The sequence below is a fragment of the Streptomyces albidus (ex Kaewkla and Franco 2022) genome, assembly GCF_013870515.1.
GTDB classification, from domain to species: domain Bacteria; phylum Actinomycetota; class Actinomycetes; order Streptomycetales; family Streptomycetaceae; genus Streptomyces; species Streptomyces albidus.
In genome coordinates, this window is the sequence record NZ_JACBXA010000013.1 from 1 (window position 1) to 25,069 (window position 25,069).

Below are 25,069 nucleotides of genomic sequence, written 5' to 3' on the forward strand. Positions count from 1 at the left end.
TGCTCTGCGGCTGCTGAACACCGGCGCCGGCAAAGGCAGTCGGGAGGGCACGACCCTGGGGCGCCGATCCGGGCGCACTGCCCGGCCAGCGCCAGGACGGGAATCGTGAGCATGAGCAACGCCAGCGCGACACCGGGCCGCAGGCCGGGTTCACGCAGCAGCGGGCTGGTGTAGGTCTGTGCCCAGACCACGCTGCCGTCGGCGGGAGCGGCCGGCTTGCTGATGGAGAGCACGGTCAGCGCTGCGAGCCCCGCGAGGGCGGCGAGAGCCGCGCTGAAGGCGGTGAGCAGCACGCGCAGGATGTCCGTACGGGTCCCGGCCAGCGCGAGCCGTACGACAGTGGCGGGACGGAGACCGCCGTTCCCCAGGGCGATCATGCCCGGCCCCCCATCTGCGCGGGGACGCCGAATCCGCTGGGGTCGGGCTCACCGTCGCGCAGGATGACTTCCCGGTCGGCGTAGGCAGCGACGCGCGCTTCGTGCGTGACCAGCACGACGGTCGTTTCCTGCTCGCGGGCCACCCGGACCAGCTGGCCGAGGAGTTGTTCCCCGGACAGTGCGTCCAGAGCGCCGGTTGGCTCGTCCGCGAAGAGCACGCGGGGTTCGGTGACCAGCGCACGTGCGGCGGCGCAGCGCTGCTGCTGACCACCGGACATCTCTCCGGGACGCGCGTCCGCGACGTCCGCGACGCCGAGTCTCTCCAGCCACGTCAGCGCCGCTGTCCGCGCCTCTTTGCGTGCACGTCCGCCGAGCAGCAGCGGCAGCGCGACGTTCTCTGCGGCGGACAGTTCGGGAACGAGCTGGCCGAACTGGAAGAGCACGCCGAAGTCGGTACGCCGCAGGCGGGACCGCTTGGCCTCGGACCAGGCGTCCAAACGCTCGTCGCGATAGAGGACCTCGCCGGCGTCGGGCACGAGGATGCCCGCCAGGCAGTGCAGCAGCGTCGACTTGCCGCAGCCGCTGGGGCCGGTGACGGCGAGGATCTCGCCTGCCGCCACTTCGACGGTCACTCCGCGGAGTGCGGGCGTGGGGCCGTAGGACTTCACGACCCCGCGGGCTTGAAGGAGCGTCATGAGTGCACCTCCCGGTGCAGGTCGGTGACGCGGTCCAGCGTGGTCTGCATCCAGCGCAGGTCGGCGTCGATGTGGGCGATGGCGTAGTCCGCGGCGACGACGTCGCCGATCGCTGCCGCCGGGTCGGTCTTGAGCACGGTCAGCTCCCGCAGCCGCGCGGTGTGTGCGCGGCGTTGTTCCGTCAGGTAGGTGCGTGCCTCTTCGGTGTCGGCGACCAGCAGGGCGACGACGACCTTGGCGATGAGGTCGCTGCTCACGTACGGGGCGGGCGTCTCGATCTGCGCGAGCCAGCTGTTCAGGCGGGCCCGCCCGGCGTCGGTGAGCGCGAACCGGGTCCGGTCGGGGCCGCCGTCGCGGGTCTGGCCGGCCTGCTCGACGAACCCGTCGCGTTCCAGTCGCGAGAGTGTGCCGTACACCTGCCCGAAGGCAAGGGGCTTGCCGCGTGGGAAGCGCTGGTCGTGCGCCTTCTTGAGGTCGTACCCGTGCAACGGCCCGGCGGCCAGCAGCGCGAGCAGAACGAGTGCTGCGGTGGACATGACGAGGACTATTCCCTGAGAGAATAGTGACCGTCAAGTCCACTGGTGAGGGGTGCTCGGGGGTGAAGGACGGGGAGCTGGGCTTCCTGTGGGGTGATTCACGAGAAGGGTCCTCCCGTCGTCAGGAGGGGCCGCTGTTCATCCGGGTTAAATCAAACTGAATTGATGTATTCTGCGGTCGTGGTATCCACAGGCCGAGCTGCACCCGCGTTCGTACGCATGGCCGCCAACCCGCTCCGGTGGCGGCTGTTGACCGAGCTGGCGGCGGGCGATCTCCGGGTCGGTGAGCTCGTCGATCTACTCGGCCGGCCTCAGAACCTGGTCTCCTACCATCTCCGGCAGCTGCGCCGGAGCGGGCTGGTCACCGCCCGCCGGAGCAGCTTCGACGCGCGCGACAGCTACTACCACCTGGACCTGGAGCACTGCGGGCACGCGCTGACCGCCACCGGTGTCGCCCTGCACCCGGCACTGCGCCTCGATCCCGCGCCGCGAACTCCCACGGCTGCCCAGCAGCCGACCCGTCCTCGCGTGCTGTTCGCGTGCACCGGCAACAGCGCCCGCTCACCGGTCGCCGAGGCCCTGCTGCGTCACCGCATCGGCGGCCGTGCGGAGGTGACCAGCGCCGGCAGCCACCCCAAGCCGCGTACCGATCCCGGCGCCGTGCGGGTCCTGCGCGAGCACTACGGCATCGACATCGCCGACCGGCGGCCGCTCCACCTGGACGCGGTGGCGGGCCGCCGTTTCGACCACGTGATCAGCCTGTGCGACAAGGTCCGCGAGGTCTGCCCCGAGTTCAGTGGTGAGCCACGACGAACCCACTGGAGCATCCCCGACCCCGCCGCCGCCGACGGCCGAGCGGGCCCCCCGGCCTTCCGTCACCTGGCTGCGGAGATCGACACCCGCATTCGCCACCTGCTGCCCGTCCTCGCCCCCGCCGCGAACCCGGAGGTCCAGTCATGACAACAACACCCGGCGAACTCGCCGGCGTCCGCTACGTCGTCGACGACGTGGCCGCGGCGGTCGCCTTCTACACCACCCATCTCGGCTTCACCCTGCTCACCAATCCCGCTCCCGCCTTCGCCGACGTGGTCCGCGGCCCGCTGCGGCTGCTGCTGTCCGGCCCTGCGAGCTCAGGTGCGCGGGCCACGCCCGACGACTCCACCGCGCCGGGCCGCAACCGCATCCACCTCGTGGTCGACGACCTCGACACCGAGATCGACCGGCTGCGCGCCGCCGGTCTGCCGTTCAGCAGCGACGTCGTGGCAGGGCCGGGCGGGCGCCAGATCCTGCTCGCCGACCCGGCCGGCAACCTCGTCGAGCTGTTCGAACCCGCCGCACGCTGAGCTGCGTCCTGGAGCAGCCGACGGAACCGGCCCCGGAACACCTCGGTGCCGGTCAGCCGGGGGGAGGCCCACCGCCGACGCGCAGCGCCGGATTGTCCAGCGGCGGGGTGCCCAGAACGTGCACACGCCGCAGGTGGCGCGGGGCGCGGCTGGTGAACGCCTCCCGGCCGTGCAGCAGCGTGTAGTTGTCCGCGATCACGAGGTCGCCCGTGCGCCACCGGTGCGTGTACATGTGCTCGGGCGCGCGCAGAGCCGCACTCATGCTGCGGTGGAACTCCGGCAGCCGCTCCGCGGGTACGCCGGTGAACTCCAGGTCCGGGTGGTTGATGAACTCGTCGTCGGGGGCGACCGGTTCGTTGTAGCGGATCACCGGCTCGGCGGTGACGGGATGCGCCGTGACCACCGGCGAGACGGCCGTGCTGTCGTAGTACTCCATCTTCCGGCGGTAGATCCCGGTGACCTGCTCCCACAACTCCCGTACGGCCGGGCCGGCGTCGCGCAGGACGGCGGAGGTCTGGGAGAAGACCGTCCCGCCGCCCTGGTCGTGCCCCGGCGCGCTCACACAGTGGAAGAGCTGGAACTCGGGCACCTGGGGGCGGTACATGCCGTCCCAGTGCAGGGGCACATGGCGGTGGTCGAAGATGTGGTCCTCGGGATTCTCGTGCTCGACCAGTTCCAGCACGGCGCCGAACGGCCACATGCTGATCTCGCCCCAGCGCGCGCAGTACGCGGTCAGCTCCTCGGCGTCGGCGAAGGCAGAGAAGCCGCGCAGGAGCAACAGGTGGTGGGCGCGGACCAGTTCGCGCAGTTCGCCGACGGGGAGCTCCTCCAGCCGCTCCCCGGTGGAGGACGCCTCGATGAGCGCACCGTAGCCGGCGAGCGGCAGGCGTGCGGGGATGCTGGTGGTCATGTCACCACTCCTTCGGTGCGGCGGGAACGGTGGCGGCCGCCGGCTGCCACCCCGTGCGGCGGGCGGTGTCCTCGTGCGCCGAGCGGACCGGATCACGCAGGACGAAGTGGCTCGGCCGGCCCGCGCGTTCGACGAGGTCGCAGTTCAGCCCTTCGGCCTCCGACCGCTTCATGAGCACCAGCCGCCCGCCGACGTCCACGGCGACTCCGTGCCACGGCGTGAGCCACGTGCCGGTGGACTCGCCCAGATGGATGCCGAGCTTGGCCGTCGAGCACGGCTGGGGATGGATGGACAGCCGGACGGAGCCGGGGAACCGCTGGGCCAGGAAGTCGCCCCAGGCCTTGCTGCGCTGGATGACGACGTACGCACGCGCTCGCGCGTCCCGCTGCAGAGCGGCCCTGCTGCCGCTGTACTCCGGTGTGTTGCCGTCCTCGAAGAGGAACCGCGTGATGGCCCGGTAGAGCGGCACGTCCTCGCCCTGCCGGACGCGGCCGCGCAACTCCTCCAGCGGCACGGCATGGCGCTCGGTCAGGACCGCCCGCATGCCGTCGTGCCCGAGCCCTGTGAACTCGGAGACCTGGTCGAGGGTGAAGAGGGAGACGGCCCGGTGCGGCAGCGCGTTGATCATCGTGCGCAACTCCCGGTGGTAGGCCGTGATGTCGTCGTCGGGGATGCGCACGGCGTCGCTGAAGACGCGGCCGTCGGAGCAGATCACGATCTCGGCGCCGGGCGGATGGATCCGGCGTATGCGCCCTGCGAGGGAGTCGAGGAAGCCCAGCGCCAGTTCCTCGGCCATGTCCGGGAGGGTCCCCAGCACCTTGGCGCGGTTCGGCGACTTGCCCGGGAAGGCGGGCAGCACCAGGCGTACGGGACGGTCGGCCGCCACGAACTGCTCGATCACCCCGGCCTGGGTGCTCCGGCAGTCACGGCAGGGGGTCTCGCGGCAGCCTTCCGGCCGGCCGCGTCCGTCCGGTCTTCGGTGACGGCGCAGGAGCAGCCCGGCTATCTCGTGGGCCTGCGCCCTGGCGTCGGACGCGGGCAGGGGGTGCGACGTGAGCATGCGATTGCTCCTCGCGGAGTGGGGGTGTGGGGGGTGGCGTGGGGGCCGGGCCCCCAGGACCTCACGATGCCCTCTGACGGTCACTCCCGGCTCATCCCGAGTGGCCATAGCATCGTGTGATGGACCTCGAAGTGCGCCACCTCCGAGTCATCCGGGCCGTGGCGGATGCCGGGAGTCTGACCAGGGCGGCAGCGGAGCTCGGGATGTCCCAGCCGTCTCTGACGGCCCAGCTGCAGCGCATCGAGCGCATGCTGGGCGGCCCCCTCTTCGTGCGACACCGGGCCGGTGCGAGCCCCACGGCCCTGGGCGAACTCGTCATAGCCAAGGCCCGCGATCTGCTGCCGCAACTTGACTCGGTGCAGCAGGAGGTCCTGTCCCATCTCGGCTTCTCCGACGGCCGGTTGTCCCTGCGCTACGTCGCCAATCCGGGGCCGCTCATGGTGCGGCTGCTGGACCCTCTGCGGGAGCTCTTCCCGGGCGCCGACGCGAAGTTGCGCACCGAGGCGCACGTCGCGACCGTGGTCGACCTGGTCGCCGACCGTCAGCAGGATCTCGGTGCGCTCGTGGAGTACGAGGGGAAGCCCCGTACGCCCCGACGCGAGGTGGAGGAGCGAGTCGTCGCAGTCGAGCCGGCGTTCGTGCTCCTCCCGGACGTCCACCCGAAGGCCCGTCGGCCGATGCTGGAGCTTGCCGAACTGGCCGAGGAGGAATGGGTGTTGCCCCCCAGCCACGGCAGCGGCCTCCACGACGCGTTCACCGCCGCATGCACGGGTGCCGGATTCACACCCGTCGTCCAGCACGAGGCCGAGGCCGCGGCGGCACGCGAACTCATCGTCGCCGGGGCGGCGATCGGGCTCGGACAGGCCACCTTCCGCAGTACGCCGGGCATCGCGCCCCGCCCCCTGCGGGGAACTCCGTTACGGCTGCGGCACTCCGTGGTGTGGCACCGCGAGAGCGCCCTCGCCGCCCATGGGCCGGCCGTCCTCGACCGTGCCGAACGCGCGTACGCGGACGCGATCGGCAACAACCCGCAGTACCCGGCCTGGCTCAGCGACCACGACGGCCGGAGCCTGACGCACCGGGGCCCGGGGGCGAGCGCGACCCGCAACGCGCCTCTGCCACCTGCGAGTTGACGCACCTCGCCCGAGGGTGGTCGAGCGCGCCGCCCGCGCCGGACGCGGCGAAAAGCAGTGGGGTGCCTGGCCCGGAAGCGGCGATACTCCCGTGCCGAGCCCGGTGAGGCCGTTCTTGACCGCGCCCGCTCCGGCACCGTCGGGGGCCTGCGCCAGACGAAGACCTCCGTGCTCGGGAGGCGTTCGGAGAAGAGTCCTGCGGGGGAGGCCTCCCGGAGCAGCTGGAGCAGGTCTGCCTCGAAGGCGACGAGGTGCTCGCCGAACAGGTGCGGTGCGGAGAAGGAGTGCGAGAACACCCACGCGACGACGTCACCCCGGGAGCGCTCGAGAGCCTGCCCGCCGGGCACGACGAGGTGCTTGGGGCCGGCGAAGCCGGAACGGGTGAGCACGGCGGCTTCATCGCCGGGTGTGCCGTGGGGCAGGAATCCGCGGCCCGCCCGCCTGACCGGACCGAGGAAGCGCGTGACCAGGTCGCTGACGGCGGCGTAGGGCACCGCGGGATGCGGTAGTCCCTCGACGGCCGGCGATTCCGACTTCAGGTCCGAGATGTGCACGAGCGCGCCGCCCGGCCGGAGCATGTCCCTGACCGCCGCCGCTACGACGTCGCGGTCCATCCAGTGGAAGGACTGACCGAAGGTCGCAACGGTGAACTTCCCCAGTCCCGCCGGCAGTTGCTCCGCGCGAGCTTCGACCCATCTGGTGCTGCCGGACACCCCGGCCGCCGCCGCCCGGCGCCTGGCCTCAGCGATCATCCCGGTGTCCGGGTCCAGTCCGACGACCTCGTGGAAGTGACGGCACAAGCTCAGGGCGAGGGTGCCCGGCCCGCATCCCACATCGAGGAGACGCCCCCGGCCGTCGAGTTCGAGTGCGCCGGCCAGCACGTCCGGAAGCCCCGGCGCATACGGAAGCCGTCCCCGCGGGTAGTACGGGGCAGACCCAAGGAAGAGTGTGCTGTCCCATTCCCAGCCGTCGGGCATTTCGGGTTCCCGCTCTCGTCTCACGTGGACGTCATCCCCCCCGTCGAGCATTCCAGCAGCGGAGCCGCGCGGCATCCCGCCGCGCTACCACGTACCCCTATGCGCGGGGCTGAGGGGGCCTCAGCAGGCAGGGGGGGGCGAATCTGATCTTCTGGACGCTGTCACCCAAGAAGCGCGCGGGCCACGGGGGAGGGACTGCACAGTGTCGGCTGAACGCCGCTCGGGCGAGATCGGGGTTCTGGGAGCGGGCAGTGAAGGCCTCGCGCTTGCGGCCCACTTGGCGTCCCGAGGCGAGTCGGTGCACCTGCGCACCCGGTTCCCGGACCGGATCCGGACGATCGCGAGCGAGCGGTCCGTCCATGCGCGAGGTCTTCTCCAGGGGCGCTTCCCTCTGGCCGCTGTCGGAAGCGACCTGCGAGAGGTGGCCGGGCGGTGCGGGGTGCTGTTCGTCGCCGCCGTCACCACCGCCTACCGGCCCCTGGCCGCCGCGCTCGCACCGCACCTGGAGCCCGGTCACGTCGTGGTGCTCTTCTCCGGGAAGTTGTGCGGCACGGCCGAGTTCGGACATGCGCTGACCCGTTCCGGAGCGGCGCGGGTGGACGTCCTGGAGACGGACGCGCTCTTCGCGGCACGCACCTGGGGCGACGCAGGAGTGACCGTCCACGGGCAGAAGCAGTGGAACCTCTACACGGGGCTCGACCGGGACACGACCGAGCGCCACGGGACGCGAATGCGGCAGCTCTTCCCCGGACTTGAGCAGGCACGCAGCCAAGTGCAGCGCGGACTCACGGACTTCGGAGCCGTCGCCCACGTACCATCGCCCTCGCCAACATCAGCCGCATCGACCGTACCGAGGAACTGCTCTTCTACCGCGAGGGGTTGTCCGAGCGGACGGTCGTCCTGATGGAGCGGGTGGAGCGGGAGTTCCAGCAGGTGGGTGAGGCCTACGACGCTCCGGTGCCGTCCATGGTGGAGTTGCTGGACCGCTACTACGGGTGCGAGGGCGACACCGTGCTGGAGGCGATGCGCAGCGTCCACGTGTACCGGGACATCACTGCACCGCGGTCCTTGAACCACCGGTTCCTGAAGGAGGACGTGGCGTCCACCCTCGTCCCCCTGACGCAGCTGGCCGAACGGGCGGCCGTGCCCACTCCGATGACCGACGCGCTCGTCAGCCTCTTCTCCGCACTCGGCGGTGAGGACTACCGGCGTACAGGGCGCACACTCGCGCGGCTCGGCTGGGAGGGCATGTCCCACGCCGAGATCCGCGCGGAGCTGAGCCGGTGAGCGGGCCGAGGCCGGTCGCACCGACCACACCGAACTCCCATGCCACGCCTTGCCGTTCATTCCTGTGACGGCACGACGCGCCGCTGCGTGAGCCCTCCCGCACTGAGGCGGAAGGGGCTCACGGTCACTCGACGGCGCATTTCGATCTCCCCCACTTTCCGCCTTCCCGACGTGTCGGCCTGCGGCATGACACCGCATGACACTTCTCCGCTCGGAAATTCCCGGCCCGTGAGGTGAATCGGCGTACGGCAAGCGGGGGCTGACGCGCGTGGGGTTTCACATTCGGCGTGTGCCGGGCGATCACATTCGGCGTGTGCCGGGCGACCACGGTCGGCGAAATGCAGAGGGGCGGTGCCATGCGTGTGTCCACATGCCTGTGTGCCTGCGGTACGAAAACCCGCGTCCCCAACTCCGTCCCGCCAGTGGTGACTTCGCCCCGAAGGCGAAACAGGACCGAGGGTGCGGTGATCAACTCGGTCTGCGTCTCCTGCGATCACGCGAAGGAAGAATCGGTCACGACCGCAACCACGACCCCCTCTCGCTTGTCCTGTCTGTGTAAGCCGTGACACGCGCCCGAGATCGACAACCGCATTGCTTGCGGGGCGAGTTGACGGCACCACCGACCAACGCGACCAGCCATCCCCCTCGCTCCCGGCGCCGTCCGGGTTGGCCGCTGACCACGACCAACTGGAGGATCCGTGCTTCCACGACGCAGACTCGTCACCGTTCCCAAGGCCGCAGCTGTCGCCGCGCTCGTCACCGGATGCGCCGTCCTGGCGGTCCAGGCCGGGGCCGTACCGCTGCCGCACGACGACGACAGCCGCCCGGGGCGCGGCCTCGTCGCCTCACAGGCGCGTGCCGGAGCGGATGCCGGAGCGCAGCGCCCTGCCGGGCTCGCGCCGAAGGCCGACTTCAACAAGGACGGTTACGGGGACTACGCCGTCTCGGCTCCGAAGGGCGCCGTCGGCGCGAAGAAGAAGGCGGGCTACGTGGCCGTCGTCTACGGATCCGCGGACGGCGCCGACATCGGCCACCGGCAGATCCTCAATCTGGACAGCCCGGGAGTCGCCGGTGCGGCCGCGGCCGACGACGAGTTCGGGGACCGCAGCGTCGCGCGTGACCTCAACGGCGACGGCTTCACGGATCTCGCTGTCGGCGCCAGCAACTACTACGAGCCGGACAGGCGGTTCGTCACCATCCTGTGGGGCGGCGCGAGCGGGCTGACCTCCGGCACCCGCCTCACCGGTGTCGAGTGGCTCGACGGCCGCGAGATGACGGCGGGCGACTTCGACGGGGACGGCAAGGGCGACCTGGTCGCCACCGGCCAAGGCGGCGCCATGCACGTCTTCTACGGCCCGATCAGCAAGGACGGCACCGCCGCAAAGGTCACCCCGCTGCCCGGTCAGGACTCGACCGGTGTGAACGTCGTCGCCGGGGACATGACCGGCGACGGCAAGGACGACCTGGTCAGCATGCACGTCTACGAAGAGAGCGCGGAAGGCAGCCTGTTCTGGAAGGGGAGCGGCAAGGGGCTCGGCGGTGAGCCCAAGCGGCTGGAGTCCGCGGCCACGGGGACGGTCGGCGACCTCGACGACGACGGCTACGGCGACCTGGTGATGCGCATCATCCCCGACGACGCCGCCGACCTGCTCGAAGAGGACGAGGGCACCGTGAAGGTCTACTACGGCTCGCCCGAAGGGCCCGGCGGCAAGGGCACCACGGTCAACCAGGACTCTCCCTCGATGCCCGGAGCCGGCGAGAAGGGCGACCAGTTCGGCTACGACCTCACCGCGGGGGACGTCAACGGGGACGGTCACGCCGACATCGGCGTCGGCGTCCCGTACGAGACGCTCGGGTCCGGCAGCGCCCGTAAGAACACGGGCACGGCGATCCTGCTGCGGGGCGGCAAGCGCGGCACGTTCGGAACAGGTGCGCAGGTCGTCTCGCAGGACGGCTACGGCGTGCCCGGCAAGGCCGAGGCCGGGGACCTGTTCGGTAGCACCGTCACGCTGCGGGACCTCGACGACGACGGCCTGGACGAGTTGGGCATCGGCGCACCCGGCGAGTACGGCAACGCCCAACGCTCCGGCGCAGGCTGGGTGCTGCGCGGCACGCCCGGCGGGCTGGGGGCGGAGGGAGCCGTCTCCTTCAACCCGGGCGACCTGAAAGCACCGTCCGCGGGTGCTCAACTCGGGCGCTGGTCCGCGGAGTAGGGCACACGCACCGACCGGCAGACGGCCCGCTGAGGACGGACCCGCGCGATGGGGGCCCTCCTCGGCGGGCCGTCCGGCACGTCCACGGCCGTCCGGCATACGCAACCGGGGCCTCGCCCGCGTCACGCGGATCAAGTACCGTCAGCCGCGGTGATCCACATGCGGCCCGCCGTTACCAAGGGCGCTGCCCGGTCCCTTTGTTGAGGAGTTCCGGCATTTTGGGACGGTGCGCTCCCGTTTGACGAATTCCCCGTCCTTTGTGGCACCGCCGCTCACCGTTCCAGACGCATGGCCGGTGCCCGGTGTTCCGGACCGGTTGAAGTCTTTGCCCGATGAATGGCAACTTCATTGGATCGACCACGGGTGCACTTCTACGCCGGATTCGCCCATCGCTGTCCCCGGGCGGTAATTCGCGGCGTCGGGCCGCCCTCCGGAAATGGGCAGACGGACGAATCGCCACCACTCGCCACCAACTCACTCGCTGACTTCATCGCCTTTGGCCAAAGGCTGCGCTGGCTATGGCGCTCGGGCCCCGATTGCGCTGGACTTGACGCCGACCACCCAGGAATCGACGCGGAACCCGGCGTCGAGCCCGCGCGCGAAGCATTCGTCTTCACCCAGCCACCTTCGTGCCCCACAACGGAGACGCCGTGAACCGCCGGGAGTTGATCGGGGGAAAACGGATGGATTACGCATACCTCGCCGACGCCGACCTGCTCCACCTCGTGTGGGAAGGAGGAGAGGCCTCCTACCCTGCCGTGCAGGAGCTCGAACGGCGTCACTTCCCTGCCGTGCGCGCTTTCGCAGCAGTCAGTGCCGCAGGCCCGCAGGCCGTCGACGAACTGGCGTACCAGGCGTGGCACGCAGCGCTGCGGCAGCAGGTCGACAGCGGAGCCGTACGTCCCCGTGCGCTCTCCTCGGTTCTGCGCACGGCGTCCGGATGGGTCCGGGGGAACCATCGGGTCGTGTTGAACCCGCAACTGGCCGCCTGGATCGAGACCAACGGCCCGGTGATGCTGGGGAACACCGCGACCGCGGGATTCCGCACCCCGTCACTCGTGGCACGGGCCTTCGCCGGTCTTCCGTTCCGCAGCCAGACGATCCTGTGGCACCAGAAGGTCGAGCACGACGACATCGCGCTGATCGCCGGGTTGATCGGAACGGGCCCCGAAGAGGTGTCCGTATTCAGCGGCGCGGCACAGGGGGAGCTCTACAACGGGTACGTCCAGATCCTCCGGGAGGGGATGTCGGACGAGTGCCGCCGTTACCACCGGCTGGTCCTGGCCTACGCGGAGTCGAGGTCCAGCAACATCGAGGTCCAGGTCGCGCCGCACCTGGACCGCTGCCCCCGTTGTGCCCAGGCCGTCGCCGACCTCGGGGGTGTGCGGCACGAATGCGGCACGCTGCTGGGGCAAGCGCTGCTGCCTTGGGGCGGCGCGGACTATGCCGTTCGCGCGATGAACGAGAGGGCCGCTCGGGAGAACTCGATGCCCGGAGCGGGCAGTCCGGGTCTTCCTGGAATCCCGGGTGCCCCGGCGCTCAGGGCCCTGCCCGCCGGCAGCCAGACGTCCGAGCCGCTGGTGCCCGACTACGCCGAGCTCGGAAGTCAGGGGATCGACGACCGGGCGACCGGCACGGGCCGGCATGCGGCCCTCGGCGCCGAGGGGCTCGTCCCGCGCAAGAAGGGCAGGCGGCGTACCGAACTGGTCGTGCGAGGCGTGGCGGCGGCCGGCGTCTTCGCTGTGGGCACTGCTCTCGCCTTCAGCTTCGTCGGGGACTCCACCACGGAGGAGCCGCAGAGCAAGGGAACGGCGCCGTCGGCCAAAGCTGAGTTGCCGTCCCCTCCCGCCAAGAGCCGCCCCAGCCCCTCCCGTTCGGACAAGGCGAGATCGACGGCGAGGTCCATCGCGAAGCCCACTTCGAAGCCGTCCAAGAGCAAGCCCGAGCCGTCCCAGCCCAGCAAGAGCCGGCCTGCCCCACCGGCGTCCGTCGACAACGCGTCGGTGGAGTGGCTGTTCAACAAGGTCAGCGGCAGCGGTGTGACGCCCGACAGCTCGGACAACAACAAGGACGGGACGCTCTTCGGCGCGGCTCGGCCAAGACCCGTGAACGGGGGAGCGCTCGCGTTCGACGGGCAGCAGTTCGTCGGGGCGAGAGGTCCCCTGGTCGACACGAGCGGGAGCTTCACCGTCTCGGCGCGGGTCAAGCTGGACCGCACGGACTTCTCGCAGACGGTGGTGAGCCAGGACGCGACGGATTCCAGCGCCTTCATGCTCCAGTACGACGCGGGTGAGTCCCAGTGGGAGATGCGGATCCCGGGGCGGGACTCGTCCGACGCGGAGGGGGACGACGCCGACGAGGCCACATCGGCGTCGAAGCCCGAGGCGGGCGAGTGGACCCACCTGACCGGTGTCTACGACGACGCCGACAACGAGGTCCGCCTGTACGTCGACGGCCGCCTCGGTGAAACCGTCAGCCGCAAGGAAGACTTCAAGTCCGAGGGGACCTTCGCTGTCGGACGGGCGCTGTCGAACAACGAGTTCTTCCAGGGAGTCGACGGGACCATCGACGACGTCCGGGCGTTCGGGCGGGCCGTCTCCTCGGCGGAAGCGAAGACCCTGGCACGCAAGTCCTGACCACATGACGCGTGTTGAGCCCCGGAGCCCGCACCGTGGACAGCCGCCGTGGACTGCACCTGCGCAACGCCCCGTACCGGACCCCGGTACGGGGGCGTTGCGGACTCCGCACCGACGGCACGTGCGGTCGTGCCGGGAGGCCCGCACCTCGACGGCACGGGCCCCCCAGGTGAGCGGTAGCCGCAGCCCCCCGTGCCGCTGCGGCTACCTGGTCGGTGTCAACGCCTGGGCCGTTGCTTGACCTTGTCGACGACGGCGAAGTCGGTCACCCAGATGAACTGCTCGTAGCTCTTCTTGTTGTCCAACGTGGTGCGGATGTCCCTGTCGCCGACGTATTCGTAGCCGTCCTCGTCGAAGAGGAGCATCTGCTCCTTGGAGAACTTGCGGTCGTAGGCGACCCCCACCGCAGGGCGCCCCTTGCCGTCCACCACGCCTGAAGTGGCCTTCATCCCGGGGACCTTGGCAAGGGCCTCGTATGCGGCCGGGCGCAGGCCCTTGGGCGCCACCTCTCGTGTCGCCAATCCCTTCAAGGTGAACTGGAGCATGTACCAGTCCTGCTTCTTGATGTCTTTCAGCGAGTCCGGCTTCTTCCCCACCCCGGCGGGCCCCTTCGCCAGGTAGCGGATCAATTCGTCGGGGTCCGTGGAGAGTTCCTCCAACGCCTTCCAGCCGGGTCGCGGAAATGTGGACTCGTTCCTGCCCAACGGCTCCACCCACGTGCCCGTGCCGCCGATCTCGTCCACCCACCCGCGCTTGGTCCTGTCCACCGAGTCCCAGTTCTCGGCCGTCCTCCTCTCGGTCTTACCGGTCTTGCGGTCGGTCTCCTTGACGGTCTCCTTGGTGTAGACGAACTGGTCGTCCCGCGGGACGTCGAGCTCCGCGCCCTTCTCCGCCTCCCGCACACGGTCGGCAGCGGCGTTGAGCACCTTCTTCGCGCTGACCGTCTTCGTACGTGCGACGTCCGAGCCGGGCCGTGCCGAACCGCCTTGCCGGTCACCGATGTTGCCGGCGACGACGACCGTCGTGGTGACCGCGACCGCCGCAGCGGCGGCCACCACGACACCCAGCATCGGCCGCCGGCGGAAGAGCCCCCGGGAGTCCTGCCCGGAGTGACCCGTGATCTCGACCTCGTTCATGGTTCCCCCTGTCGGTGATGGATCCGAGGCGGTCCTGGACGCTGACGCCTCCTCGTCGATCGCGGCTTGGAGCCGCTCCCGGCCGGTGGTCAGCCGGTCCGGGCCGGGGCGAGAGATCTCCGCCCGCATGTGCCGAAGCGTTGTCATCTCATCCACGGTTGAACTCCTCGCGTGCCGCGGTGGGGTCGACTCCACCGAGCGCTTTCCGGACCTTCTTGCGAGCCCGGTTCAGTCGGGAGCGCACCGTCCCGACGGGAATCTCCAGCGCCTGTGCCACCTCGTCGTAGGTCAGCGACTCCCACGCGACCAGCAGAAGCACGTCCCGGTCGCCCTTGCTGAGCCGAGCCAGAGCCGCACCCAGCTGCCGGGCCACCGCGGCCGCGGCCACCCGGCTGTCCGAGCGCTCGTGGTGTCCTTCGACCACGGGGTCGACCGCGGTCCTGGCCAGCACGCGGTACTGCATGACCTCCGAACGCCGGTGTCCGGCGATCAAGTTGCTGGCTATCCCGTAGAGCCACGGGCGTGCGGCACCCCGCGACGGGTCGAAGCGGTCCCGGCGGCGGAACGCGACCAGAAAGGTCTCCGCCACGACGTCGTCCGCAGCGGAGTCCCCCAGGCGTCGCGCGGCATATCTGTGAATGTCCGGCGCGTGCCGGTCGTACAGTTCGGCGAACCGCTGCGGATCGGTCTGTGACGCCTGCACCAGGACCGAGTCCTCCAAGGGGTCCGGCCGGCGCTCCACATGGGAGGGCGCTGTCACATCGGGCTCCGTTCGTCTCGCCTCGCCGGGCGAACACCGAGCCCGGTCACTCCCTACTCCGCACGAGCCCGCAATCGAGTTCACGGTCGTTCTCACCGTCCTTCCCGGAAGGCTCCGGCGAGGAAGGCCATCGGCGCGGTTCGCTGGGCTGCGGGAGCCGGCACGAAGGTATCCGTCAACCCGGCGCCGTCGAAGGCGAGTTCGCCTCGGAGCCCACGTCCTCCCCGCGGGTACGGGCAGCGGCACGGCGGCGCTCAGCGGTCGGGGCCGCAGGTCACGTACAACCCTGGACGGTCTTCAGTGGTCTTCCAGGTGACTTGAGTTCGGGGCATTGCCCTCATCGCGCTACAAAGCGGGCAGGCCGCACGCGATTCCGCGCCGTTCCGCGGCGGACGCGTCGGCGACACCCAGGCCCTCCCGGGCACCTGCACCGGTCCGTGCTCCGGCGTCCTGCCGGGGCCGACCGGGCAACTCTCGCCCCGCCCGCGCACATCCACCGCAGCTGAAACGGACGTCGCAGGCACCTAGGGGACCAAGGAGGTTCTCCTGTGCGTCACATCAGAAGCGTGGCCCTCACGGCCGCGGCACTCATCGGCCTCGGAGGCGGCGCCGTGTTCGCGGCCCCCGCCGCGTCGGCCGCCGTGCCTTTTCCGTCGATCGGCTGGCAGCAGCGCAACTGCGACTACGACGGCAACGGTTTCGACGACGTGCTGACCGGTGCCCCGGGCGCCACGGTCAGCGGTGTCACGGGCGCCGGCTACGTCACCGTGCAGTACAGCTCGTCGAGCGGTCTCAGCACCACCAAGAAGAGCGTCCTCAACCAGAACACCTCGGGCGTCCCGGGCGGTGCCGAGGCCGGCGACGGCTTCGGACGGGCCGTGGCCTCCGGCGACCTGGACAACGACGGCTACGACGACGCGATCGTGGGCATCCCCGGCGAGGACCTGGCAGGGCTGTCCGACGCGGGCGGCGCCACCGTCCTGTGGGGCTCGCCGACCGGGCTGCACGGGAGCGACAGCACCTGGCTGGAGAACCCCGACCAGCCGCGGACCGGCGCGAACTTCGGGCGGGCGATCGAAGCGGCCCGGTACTTCGCCCCGGACCCGGCGAACCCCGACGCGAACCTGCGCGACAGCATCGCCGTCCTGGAGAACGACGCACTGCTGTTCTTCACCGCCCCGCCCGGGGCGGCGACCCAGCTGAAGCTGGCGGACAAGGAAGTCCAGATCCTCGAATCGGCCCCGGCGGCCGGGGACATCGCCCTCCGGAGCCTGAGCCACGGCAACTACAACGAGGACCCCTGGGCGGACCTGGCGATCTCCGGGGTGACCACCGGCGGCCAGCCAGGTGTCGGCGCCACGCAGGTGCTCCACGGCGCACCCGACGTCGAGGACCTGGGGGAGGGCGGCGTGTTCGAGGGCGGTCCCGCGGTCACCTCCAGCGACTTCAACCACGACGGCCAGGACGACCTGGCCGTCGGCGACACGGGCTCCGGCTCGTCCCTCGGCGGCTCCGTCTCCGTCTACCTGGGCCAGGGCGACCTCTCCGGTCTCGACCCCGCTCCGGCGCAGACGTGGACGCAGGACTCCCCGGGCGTCCCGGGTGTCGCCGAGGCCGGCGACCAGTGGGGCGCCGAGATGTCCTCCGGCGACACGAACGGCGACGGTCGTCCCGACCTCGCCATCGGCGCCCCCGGCGAGGACATCGGCTCCACCTCCGACGCGGGCGCGGTCTGGTCGTTGCGCGGCGCACCGGGCGGCCTGACGGCGACCGGGGCACGCAGCTTCGACCAGAACCACGCCGACATCCCAGGCGTGGCCGAGGCCTCGGACCGCTGGGGCGGCCAGGTGCGGCTGCTCGACGCCAACAAGGACGGCCTCTTCGGCCTGCTGGCGGCGGCACCGGGCGAGAACACCGGCGACGGCTTCGTGTGGGTGCTGCCCGCGGCGTCGTCAGGGCTGGTCGCCGGCGGCACGTGGACGTACGACGGAGCGAGCCTCGGAGCCCCGGTGGCCAACGCGCAGTTCGGGGCCGCGATCGACGAGTGACGCGGGCCCCGGGAGGGCGGTTCACACAGTCGAGCGCGGGGATCCGGCGGCCCACACCGCCGAGTCCCCGCGCTCGAAAGTCCTGTCGCTCTAGTAGCTGAGTGAGGCGGCCCAGTCGCCTCGGCCCTTGCGGGTGAGGTCGAGGAAGTGCCACACGGGGCTGTAGAGGTCGGTGCCTCGCTGGTCGATGTCCTCGGACATCCGGGGGTGCACCGAGTAGACGTGGCGTACCGACCCGGTGTCGTCGCGGGAGAACACCGACACCGTCGAGTCCTGGTCGCCCTCGGCGTCCTCGCTGCCCGTGTCGTACTTGAAGGTGCTGTCCCCGGCACTGAGCAGACGCAGATTCGTCCACCCCCGGCCCCGCGCGTGCGCGCGGAGCGCGGGCAGGTCTGCCGCGGCGACGACCGCGAAGTCGATGTTCTGCGTCAGGTGGCGGACCACTCCGTTGAGCCCGTCGAGCCACATCGTGCACATGGGGCACGGCTCGGTGTGCGTCTTGCCGTACATGAGCTGGTAGACGACCAGGTCACGCCCGGGCCCGGTGAACAGCTCACCCAGCCGCACGCTCCGCACCGGCGCGTCACCGGCGTCCAGATCAGCAGGGCCCTCCTCCAGGACGTAGTCGTCCATGACAGGGCCCAGCGGCAGTCGCCGACGCTGCTCGGCGACGCGTTCGCGATGACGCATGAGCTCGATCTCCGCCTGCTGCAACTCCTCGCGGGCGCTGACGTATTCGGCCGACTCCGTGAGATTGGTCTGACGCATCGCTGCCCCCGGGTTCGTCTGCGGTAGTGGTCACCTTCTGAGCTGACCCGGCATCGTATTCCCGCGCCCCGGGCTCGCGGGGCAGTGAAACGACGAGGGCCTGGCCGGAGACCCCTATGGATCAACCGGGATCCACCCGAACCGGCGTCGCTCCTCGCATCGTGACGGAGGTCCCGGGCACACCCGGATCGGCCGGTCAACCGCTCGCAGGCACCCGGGTGGCACGCCAGGTCGCGGGGGTGCCGGGCGCCCGGTCTCCCCGGTCACATGGAGGAATCGGCGACTCCGACGGAAACGCGAGGATCGTCCCCGAGGCCGATACTGGGTCCAGCATCGTAGGTGCCGCCACCGGAACACGGTGGGGATCACCTCGAGCGGTGCTGCCGCGTGGTCCCGCTGGGAAGGCCCGAGGTGGTGGTGATGGGCACGTCGCTGTTCGGTGAGGGGCCGAAGGACCCGTTCGCGGTGGTTTCCTCGGCCTCGGTCGTACTCGACGATCACGGAACGGTCGTGGGATGGAGCGAGCGGGCCGAGGCGCTGCTCGGCTACACGCTTGACGAGGTCCTCGGCCGTCCGGCGGAGGACGTCCTGGTGGACCCTTCCGATCGTGATGCCCTCATGGAGGCGGTGGCGGCGGGCACGCGCGACCGGGTGTGGTCCGGGATCGTGCCCGTACGGCACCGCGGTGGTCACCGCGTGGAGCTGGGGTGCCGCGCCAGGGCCGTCTCAAGGGCTGATTCCACCTACGAGTGGTTCCTCGTCGGCTCTCCGGCCGAAGAGGTGGTCCAGTGGGAGACGGAGCGGTCGCTCCTGTACGCGCTGTTCCGCAAGTGCCCGATCGGACTCGCGATCTTCGCTCCGGACCTGAGCATTCTCCGGGTGAACCGGGCAATCGCGAAGTTCAGTGAGGTCTCGGCCGACGAGCACACCGGCGGGCGCGTGGGCGACTTCCTGTTGCAGCCGGATGCGGAAGCGGTGGACGCGCAGCTACGGGAGGTACTGGAGTCGGGGAGGTCCTCGCTCTTCGCCGAGCAGCTCTGCCGGACCAGCTCGGACCCTGCCCGCGAGATGATCGTGTCGGTCTCGGCGTTCCGGATGCAGGACCCCGAAGGCCGGGTCTTCGGCGTGGCGCAGACCGTCGAGGACGTGACCGAGCGCTACCGGGCACGCCAACGGCTGGCGCTGCTCAACGAGGCCAGCGCCCGCATCGGGACCACGCTGAACGTGGCGAAGACCGCTCGCGAACTGGCCGAGGCGGTGGTGCCCGACCTGGCCGACTGCGCCTCCGTGGATCTGCTGGAGCCGGTGATCGGCGGTGACGAGCCGGTCCAGGGGACGTACGGACCGGCGCGCAGGATGGCCGTCCACTGCCTCCCGCCGGAGATGTCGCAGGTCATGATTCCGGCGGGCGAGACGATCTCCTCCTTCCCACCGGACTCTCCGCACCTTCGGTGTGTGAGCCGGCGGCGCCCCGTCCTCGAAACGCATCTGGACAGCCGCCTTCCGTGGCTGGCCGACGATCCAGAGCTGGGCGAACGTGCGCTCGAGATGGGCGTCCACTCGTTGATGGTGGTGCCGCTGGTGGCGCGCGGCATGGTGCTGGGCACGCTCGGCCTGTGGAGGTCGCGACGACCCGCGCCGTTCGAGGAGGACGACCTCACGCTGGCGGAGGAGATCGCCTCCCGCGCCGCGCTGTGCATCGACAACGCCCGCCGCTACACCCAGCAGCACCAGGCGGCACTGACCCTCCAGCACAGCCTGCTGCCGCACGAAGTCCCCGGACACCCGGCGGCCGAGATCGCCCACCGCTACCGACCGGCCGACCCGACCGCCGGCGTCGGCGGCGACTGGTTCGACGTCATCCCGCTCTCCGGGCTCCGCGTCGCGCTCGTCGTCGGCGACGTCGTCGGACACGGCACCCACGCCGCGGCCACCATGGGGCGGCTGCGCACCGCCGTGCACACCCTGGCCAACCTCGACCTCACTCCGGACGAGGTACTCGCCCACCTCGACGATCTCGTCGACCGCCTGGCCGCCGAGCAGGAGACGGCCGACGCGCACTCCCCGCAACTCATCGGCGCGACCTGCCTCTACGCGGTCTACGACCCCGTCTCCCGGCTCTGCACCCTGGCCCGCGCGGGCCATCTGCCGCCGGCCGTCGTCACCCCGGACGGAGAGGTGAGCATCCCCGAGATCGCCGCGGGGCCGCCGCTCGGCCTGGGCGGGCTGCCGTACGAGGCCACCGAGCTTGAGCTGGCCGAAGGCAGCCTGCTGACCCTGTACACCGACGGCCTGATCGAGACCCGCCGCCGGGACCTCGACGAAGGGGTGGCGCGTCTGCGCGGCGTGCTGGGCGTCCCCGGCCGCACGCTGGAGGAGACGTGCACGGCGGTGGAGGAAGCGATGCTGCCCGAAGGGCCCACCGACGACGTTGCGTTGCTCATCGCCCGCACCCGGGCCCTGACGGCGGAGAAGGTGGCCACCTGGGAGCTGAACGCGCAGTCCACCGTCGCTGCTGAGGCCCGGAAGCTGGCGACACGTCAACTCACAGACTGGGGGCTGGAAGAGATGGCCTTCACCACCGAACTCATCGTCAGCGAGCTGGTCACCAACGCCTACCGCCACGCCGAGGGGCCGATCACCCTGCGCCTCATCCGCGATCGTGAGCTCATCTGCGAGGTCTCCGACAAGAGCAGCACTTCCCCGCGCATGCGCCGTGCGCGCAGTACGGACGAGGGGGGCCGCGGGCTCTTCCTGGTGGCCCAACTCGCTCAGCGTTGGGGCACGCGCTATGTACGCGACGGCAAGACGATCTGGGCCGAACAACCGCTGACCCTCACCACGCCGATGACGCCGCCGGCCGACATCGAGGACGTCTTCGACCGGATCGAGCAGGCGCAAAGCTGAGCTGGCTGGTTGGTCGGCGGGCGGGCAACGGCAGCTGCAACAGGGCGTCCGCCCCGAGCAATCGACGACTGAGTCTGGCTCCACCGTCCGGGCATGGTGACGTGGAACCAGACCAGTCGCTGACCGGGATCGCTGCGATCACCTGGTTGGTGTACCTGTTGATCACCGACGCCGTCGCGGGGACCAGCCCCTTCCCCGTCAACTGGTTCGACAAGGTCAACGAGACGGAAGTCCTCGCCGGGCAACGGGAGTTCCTGGACCTACTCGGCAAGGTCGGCTTCCAGCACGAGCGACACGAGGAGCTTTGCGGCCACACCTTCCGGGGAACATGATCAGCCGCGATCTGGGCGGCATGATCGAGCGGCTGCGCAAGGCGAAGGGGTTGGGACTTGCTGATGCCGGTGCGCGTCCGTGAGGGCCGGGTGAATCCCCGAGCGAGGGGAGCAGGGGGCCGCGCGGTGTGCCGAGCGGCCGTGACCACCTACTCACGTGAGTAGGTGGTCACGCTGTACACAAGCGTGGCTCGATGCGCAGGACGAAGGAGCGTGTAACGATGTTGTTGAAGCGGCGCAGGTGCGGATGCCGCGCCGTGCTAGCCGGACCCGCGACGTACCTTTGCCTGCCAGTTGCCGAACGTCCGTCGTCTGGTCAGTTCTTGCCGGCGCGGGTCTTGAGAGCAGTTCGAAGCACGGTGCTGGCCTCATCGCTCATGTGGAACTCGTCCAGCAGGACAACTGCCGTCTCCATGACAGCCGGGTACTCCCGCCTCTTGGCATAGATCTCAAGGAAGGGGTCGGCCACGGCGTCGTGCTGCTCCTCCTTGAGTAAATGCAGCGCGGCAGCGCCCTCATGAGCGGTCAGCTCACCGGCGGCAACGCGGACGATAGACAGGAGTCCTGACGGGTTCGACTTGAGGGTTGCCGCCCGATCTACGAACTGGCGTGCGTTCGGGGCCGTAGGCAGTGCCCCGGGGCGGGGGGAGGTTCTGTGTCGTTGCCGGTCCCTCGCCGACAAGGGGACCGGCAGCGATGACTGGGCCGTTGCGGGGGTCTCAGAAGTTCCAGCGGCTGCAGGCGGCTTGCTCTCAAGGTCCTTCTTGCCGCGCTCCTCGCGTATGCGACGTTTCGTCCTGGCCGCGAAGGCCTTGCGCGCGAGCTCCTCTATCCTCTCCTCGGAGTACTGAGGACTAGCGAGTAGTCGGTGCAGGCCATGCATGACCTCCACGCGTGGCAGGGCGTTGTTCCGCCCGTGCAGCATGCGCCATGCCCAACTTCGGCTGATGAACTTCAGCTCTCTTGCCAGCTCAGCGGCCGATGCGACGCCCAGGCTTATGGTCATGTCGCGGAAGGCCTGGACGTAGACCTTCTCGTTTCGTGTGAGCTGAGGGTCGATCTGAGATAGCTCCAACTTGGCAGACACCTGTGCCCCCTCGTGAATTTTCAGGTGAACCACCTTGTCTACCACCCGCAGCAATGGCAGCTGAAGAGCACCGTGTTGCGTGATTCGGAGACTGTTCCCGGCTTCCCTTTTTCTCGCAACCGCCGGCGCTGGACATGGCGTTCGACGAGTGGGCATGGTTGAAGTCGATGTCAATTCAGGCCGCGAGCCAAGCCATCTGGCGTGCTCGTGCAGGGTACGACTGTGTCCCGTGGGGCAGTTAGGAGAAATCGGATGGGTCGGCTTCCGCAGTTCTCGGTGGAGGAAAAGGTCCGGATCGCGTCGTCGGTGATCTCGGGCCAGATGACGATTCCCGAGGCAGCGCACCGGAACAAGACGTCTACGTCTTCGGTGTACAAGTGGCGGGCGCAGCTCTTGAAGTCTGGGGAGTCGGGCCTGTCGGGCGACGCTTCGAGGCGTCGCCCGAATCAGAAGTTCATGACGAAGAGGGAGATGGACGTGCTGCGCAGGGTGCTGGAAAGGGCGGAGAAGTAGTAGTCGCGGCTTCCGAGAGCTGAGTGCCGATCCGCGGCAGTGCTGGCTCTGCGTTCTTGCGGGTTTCGTCGGCATCCGATTTCACGGGTGCATCAGCTGGACGTCGGGGCGCAGGTCCAAGGGGGCAAAATTCTGCAACCGTGTTTTCAGGGCACTTTTCAAGTCGGCGTCCCGGCGTGCCAGTTAAGTATTACTCAACACAAATGAGGAGTAAACCCATGGAGCAGCCGTCGTGGCAGGACAAGGAAAAGGGCAGCATGATCCGAGCCGCCCTCTGGCTGGAGCGCGAGGTGGGCGAAGGGAACATCTTCAAGAAGTCCCAGTTGCGTGAAGCTTTCCCGGACGTAGCCCAGATCGACCGGCGTATCCGTGATCTTCGTGATTTTGGGTGGCAGATCGATACACATCGCGAAGACAAGCGTCTCCTTCAGGACGAGCAGCGTTACGCCAAGAAGGGGGCGGAGGTCTGGATCCCGGGCCAGAGGAGGGCCAATGCCAGGGCGCGGGCCGGCCTCTCCTCGGTGCAGCGGACCCGGATCATGGATGGTGATGACCACCTTTGCCGTTCGTGCGGCATCAGCGCGGGAGAGCCCTACCCGGACGGGCAGGACGCGCAGTTGGACGTTGCACGCCGAAGGGTCATTCTGGAAGACGGTTCGGAGGACGTCCAGCTGGTGACCGAGTGCAACCGCTGCCGCGTCGGCGGGAAAGGCCGACTGGATGACGTAGGTGCCCTGATCGAGGCTGTGCGGGACCTTACGCAGCTTGAACAAAGAGTCCTTCTGGAATGGATGGCTGCTGGCCAGCGGTCCCTGGGGCCGGCGGAAGAGATCTGGGGCAGGTACCGGACACTCCCGGAGGAGTCGCGCAAGACTGTTCTGCAGGCTTTGACAGAAGACCAGGACTGATTTAGGGAGATACCATCTCATGACGCACGACTTCTCATTGCCGCCCGCGGCCGGCGAAATCGCCGAGCTGGTCGGGAAGAGGCTCAAGGAGGCGAGGGAGGCAGGCGGCTCTCGTGAAAGCGTGACCGTAGACCTCAATGGCCAGCCGTACCACGCTGAGGTTATCGACCTTCAGTTGAAGGACCTCTGCTTCAACCCTGCGACGCATCGCATCCGAGCCCAGCGAAGCCATCAACCAGAGCGTGAAAAGGCTCTGCTGAGGGATCCTTGGGGTTCCGTGGGGCAAGACTATTTGAGGCTCCTGCTCAAAGCTGATCCGTCGAATCCAGAGAAGCGGGATTCCGCCTTCGACACGCTGAAGGAAGACCTCAAGAAGTACGGCCAGAACGAACCTGGCCTTATTACCTATTACGGGGTCCTGGTAAACGGAAACACTCGTGCTGCTGCCCTGCTTGAGCTCGGCGAGACTTCGATGCGCGTCGGCGTGCTGCCCGAGTCTGCTACGTGGGCTGAGATCAATGCAGTTGAGCTGTCGCTGCAAATGCGGGAAGACCATCGTCGTGACTACACGTTTCTCAACAAGCTGCTTGCCATGGAGGAACGACGCGAGGCGGGCCTACCTCCCGAGACAATCGCCAGGGAGTTCCGGGTTCAAGTCAAGACGTATGAGCAGTGCCAGTGGATTCTCCAGCTTCTCTATGATCAGATCGAGCGCAGCGGCTCAAATGACGCTTCGCTTCGGCTGGTCGACTTCGAGGATGCTCAGGAGAAGCTGAAGGAGCTGCATCGTGACTACATGAGTCTCGCCGCAAATGATCCGGATGGCGCGGAGATTCTCAAGGAGTCGCGCATGCCGGCGATTGTTCTCCGCTTCGCCAAGACTGACGTCCGTTTTATCGAGGCCGACTTCCAGGACAACTACCTGTCTCGCGAGCTCCCGGAAGACATGAACACTGCAGGTCAGGAGGCGTCGGCGCAGGCTGAGACGCTGATTCCCGGCCTGGGGATCGCGGTGCCTGGTCCGTCCTCGAAGGTGTCGGCGGCCCGGCAGCGCACTACTCAACTTCTCCAAGCGCAGGCGCAGTTGAACAGCAAGGAGCTGGACGAGGAAAGTCGGCGTGGGGCCAGGGAGTACTGGCAAAAGGTGAGGGACGGCTACGACAATGCCATCACCAGCGCCGGCCGGGACGTACGGCTCCGAAGGAAGAAGCAGATGGCCCCCGAGCGCCTGAAGGACGCCGGTAGGTCCATAGAACTCTGCGTCGGCGAAGTTGTGAAGGCACGCGGGTCGAAGAGTTTCGACGAAGTCGCCTTCGACGAGGCCCTATTGCAGCTCCGGGAGAGCGTCCAGAAGCTCGCCCGCCAAGTCGGCAAAGGGGTGGAGGACCCGGGAGAAGGCCTCTCCTGGCTCTTGGACGCAGCGAAGGCAGAAGGGAACTAGAG

At 69.3% G+C, this 25,069-nt stretch carries 20 protein-coding genes and 3 pseudogenes; 13 read left to right on the top strand and 10 right to left on the bottom strand.

Going from position 1 to position 25,069, the window contains the following annotated elements; translation table 11 throughout:
- From H5J26_RS04290 to H5J26_RS04300, 3 genes and pseudogenes are all read right to left on the bottom strand, one after another.
- Positions 1-377: pseudogene (locus H5J26_RS04290) on the bottom strand (hypothetical protein); the annotation flags it as partial.
- On the bottom strand, positions 374-1,072 hold the full coding sequence (locus tag H5J26_RS04295) for an ABC transporter ATP-binding protein (protein ID WP_181764324.1): 699 nt from the start codon (positions 1,070-1,072) through the stop codon (positions 374-376). The pseudogene H5J26_RS04290 and the gene H5J26_RS04295, both read right to left, overlap by 4 nt.
- Positions 1,069-1,608, bottom strand: a complete 540-nt coding sequence (locus H5J26_RS04300; RefSeq protein WP_181764325.1) for a PadR family transcriptional regulator — start codon at positions 1,606-1,608, stop codon at positions 1,069-1,071. The genes H5J26_RS04295 and H5J26_RS04300 overlap by 4 nt, the downstream gene beginning before the upstream one ends.
- A 180-nt stretch (positions 1,609-1,788) precedes the next feature.
- Between H5J26_RS04300 and H5J26_RS04305 the strand changes: the two genes are divergently transcribed.
- On the top strand, positions 1,789-2,568 hold the full coding sequence (locus H5J26_RS04305) for an ArsR family transcriptional regulator (protein ID WP_309237769.1): 780 nt from the start codon (positions 1,789-1,791) through the stop codon (positions 2,566-2,568).
- Complete coding sequence (locus tag H5J26_RS04310) at positions 2,565-2,951, top strand: VOC family protein (protein WP_181764326.1); 387 nt, start codon at positions 2,565-2,567, stop codon at positions 2,949-2,951. The genes H5J26_RS04305 and H5J26_RS04310 overlap by 4 nt, the downstream gene beginning before the upstream one ends.
- 52 nt (positions 2,952-3,003) lie before the next feature.
- On the opposite strand, the gene H5J26_RS04315 is transcribed toward H5J26_RS04310, so the two are convergent.
- Both H5J26_RS04315 and H5J26_RS04320 read right to left on the bottom strand, forming a co-directional pair.
- A complete protein-coding gene (locus H5J26_RS04315; RefSeq protein WP_181764327.1) occupies positions 3,004-3,861 on the bottom strand; it encodes a TauD/TfdA dioxygenase family protein in 858 nt (285 codons plus the stop codon).
- 1 nt (position 3,862) lies between these two features.
- Positions 3,863-4,921 carry an L-tyrosine/L-tryptophan isonitrile synthase family protein gene (locus H5J26_RS04320; protein WP_181764328.1) on the bottom strand — a complete coding sequence of 353 codons (1,059 nt, stop codon included), beginning with the start codon at positions 4,919-4,921 and terminating at the stop codon, positions 3,863-3,865.
- A 119-nt stretch (positions 4,922-5,040) separates the two neighbouring features.
- On the opposite strand from H5J26_RS04320, the gene H5J26_RS04325 reads away from it, so the two are divergent.
- On the top strand, positions 5,041-6,054 hold the full coding sequence (locus tag H5J26_RS04325; RefSeq protein WP_181764329.1) for a LysR family transcriptional regulator: 1,014 nt from the start codon (positions 5,041-5,043) through the stop codon (positions 6,052-6,054).
- Positions 6,055-6,185: 131 nt separating this feature from the next.
- Here H5J26_RS04325 and H5J26_RS04330 read toward each other — a convergent pair.
- Positions 6,186-7,031, bottom strand: a pseudogene (locus H5J26_RS04330) (class I SAM-dependent methyltransferase); the annotation flags it as partial.
- A 202-nt stretch (positions 7,032-7,233) separates the two neighbouring features.
- Here H5J26_RS04330 and H5J26_RS30865 point away from each other — a divergent pair.
- The 4 genes from H5J26_RS30865 (at position 7,234) to H5J26_RS04345 (ending at position 13,167) form a co-directional block, all read left to right on the top strand.
- Positions 7,234-7,935 carry an NAD(P)-binding domain-containing protein gene (locus H5J26_RS30865; protein ID WP_210770996.1) on the top strand — a complete coding sequence of 234 codons (702 nt, stop codon included), beginning with the start codon at positions 7,234-7,236 and terminating at the stop codon, positions 7,933-7,935.
- Positions 7,890-8,318, top strand: a complete 429-nt coding sequence (locus H5J26_RS30870; protein ID WP_210770997.1) for an NAD/NADP octopine/nopaline dehydrogenase family protein — start codon at positions 7,890-7,892, stop codon at positions 8,316-8,318. The genes H5J26_RS30865 and H5J26_RS30870 overlap by 46 nt, the downstream gene beginning before the upstream one ends.
- Before the next feature lie 698 nt (positions 8,319-9,016).
- Positions 9,017-10,531 carry an FG-GAP repeat protein gene (locus H5J26_RS04340; RefSeq protein WP_181764330.1) on the top strand — a complete coding sequence of 505 codons (1,515 nt, stop codon included), beginning with the start codon at positions 9,017-9,019 and terminating at the stop codon, positions 10,529-10,531.
- 683 nt (positions 10,532-11,214) lie between these two features.
- Positions 11,215-13,167, top strand: coding sequence for a LamG domain-containing protein (locus H5J26_RS04345; protein WP_181764331.1), 1,953 nt, complete (start codon positions 11,215-11,217; stop codon positions 13,165-13,167).
- Between the two features lie 218 nt (positions 13,168-13,385).
- On the opposite strand, the gene H5J26_RS04350 is transcribed toward H5J26_RS04345, so the two are convergent.
- Positions 13,386-14,450 carry a CU044_5270 family protein gene (locus H5J26_RS04350; protein ID WP_235980395.1) on the bottom strand — a complete coding sequence of 355 codons (1,065 nt, stop codon included), beginning with the start codon at positions 14,448-14,450 and terminating at the stop codon, positions 13,386-13,388.
- Position 14,451: 1 nt separating this feature from the next.
- A complete protein-coding gene (locus H5J26_RS04355; RefSeq protein ID WP_309237770.1) occupies positions 14,452-15,063 on the bottom strand; it encodes an RNA polymerase sigma factor in 612 nt (203 codons plus the stop codon).
- A 548-nt stretch (positions 15,064-15,611) separates the two neighbouring features.
- On the opposite strand from H5J26_RS04355, the gene H5J26_RS04360 reads away from it, so the two are divergent.
- On the top strand, positions 15,612-17,111 hold the full coding sequence (locus tag H5J26_RS04360) for an FG-GAP repeat protein (protein ID WP_181764333.1): 1,500 nt from the start codon (positions 15,612-15,614) through the stop codon (positions 17,109-17,111).
- 90 nt (positions 17,112-17,201) lie between these two features.
- On the opposite strand, the gene H5J26_RS04365 is transcribed toward H5J26_RS04360, so the two are convergent.
- The gene (locus H5J26_RS04365) at positions 17,202-17,879 is read right to left on the bottom strand and encodes a DUF899 family protein (protein WP_181764334.1); all 678 of its coding nucleotides are present in this window, start codon (positions 17,877-17,879) and stop codon (positions 17,202-17,204) included.
- Between the two features lie 420 nt (positions 17,880-18,299).
- Here H5J26_RS04365 and H5J26_RS04370 point away from each other — a divergent pair, with 420 nt between their 5' ends.
- Together H5J26_RS04370 and H5J26_RS04375 are read left to right on the top strand one after the other, a co-directional pair.
- Positions 18,300-20,786: a SpoIIE family protein phosphatase gene (locus tag H5J26_RS04370; RefSeq protein ID WP_181764335.1), complete on the top strand. Its 2,487-nt coding sequence runs from the start codon at positions 18,300-18,302 to the stop codon at positions 20,784-20,786.
- A 173-nt stretch (positions 20,787-20,959) separates the two neighbouring features.
- Positions 20,960-21,201 (top strand): annotated as a pseudogene (locus tag H5J26_RS04375) (hypothetical protein); the annotation flags it as partial.
- Between the two features lie 233 nt (positions 21,202-21,434).
- On the opposite strand, the gene H5J26_RS04380 reads toward H5J26_RS04375, so the two are convergent.
- Positions 21,435-22,250 (bottom strand): hypothetical protein, encoded by an 816-nt coding sequence (locus tag H5J26_RS04380; protein WP_181764337.1) that lies wholly within the window; start codon positions 22,248-22,250, stop codon positions 21,435-21,437.
- Positions 22,251-22,457: 207 nt separating this feature from the next.
- Here H5J26_RS04380 and H5J26_RS04385 point away from each other — a divergent pair, with 207 nt between their 5' ends.
- From H5J26_RS04385 to H5J26_RS04395, 3 genes are all read left to right on the top strand, one after another.
- Positions 22,458-22,718, top strand: a complete 261-nt coding sequence (locus H5J26_RS04385) for a transposase (protein ID WP_181764338.1) — start codon at positions 22,458-22,460, stop codon at positions 22,716-22,718.
- A 218-nt stretch (positions 22,719-22,936) separates the two neighbouring features.
- On the top strand, positions 22,937-23,626 hold the full coding sequence (locus H5J26_RS04390) for a hypothetical protein (RefSeq protein ID WP_181764339.1): 690 nt from the start codon (positions 22,937-22,939) through the stop codon (positions 23,624-23,626).
- Between the two features lie 19 nt (positions 23,627-23,645).
- Positions 23,646-25,067 (top strand): hypothetical protein, encoded by a 1,422-nt coding sequence (locus H5J26_RS04395; protein WP_181764340.1) that lies wholly within the window; start codon positions 23,646-23,648, stop codon positions 25,065-25,067.
- Positions 25,068-25,069 lie beyond the last annotated feature (2 nt).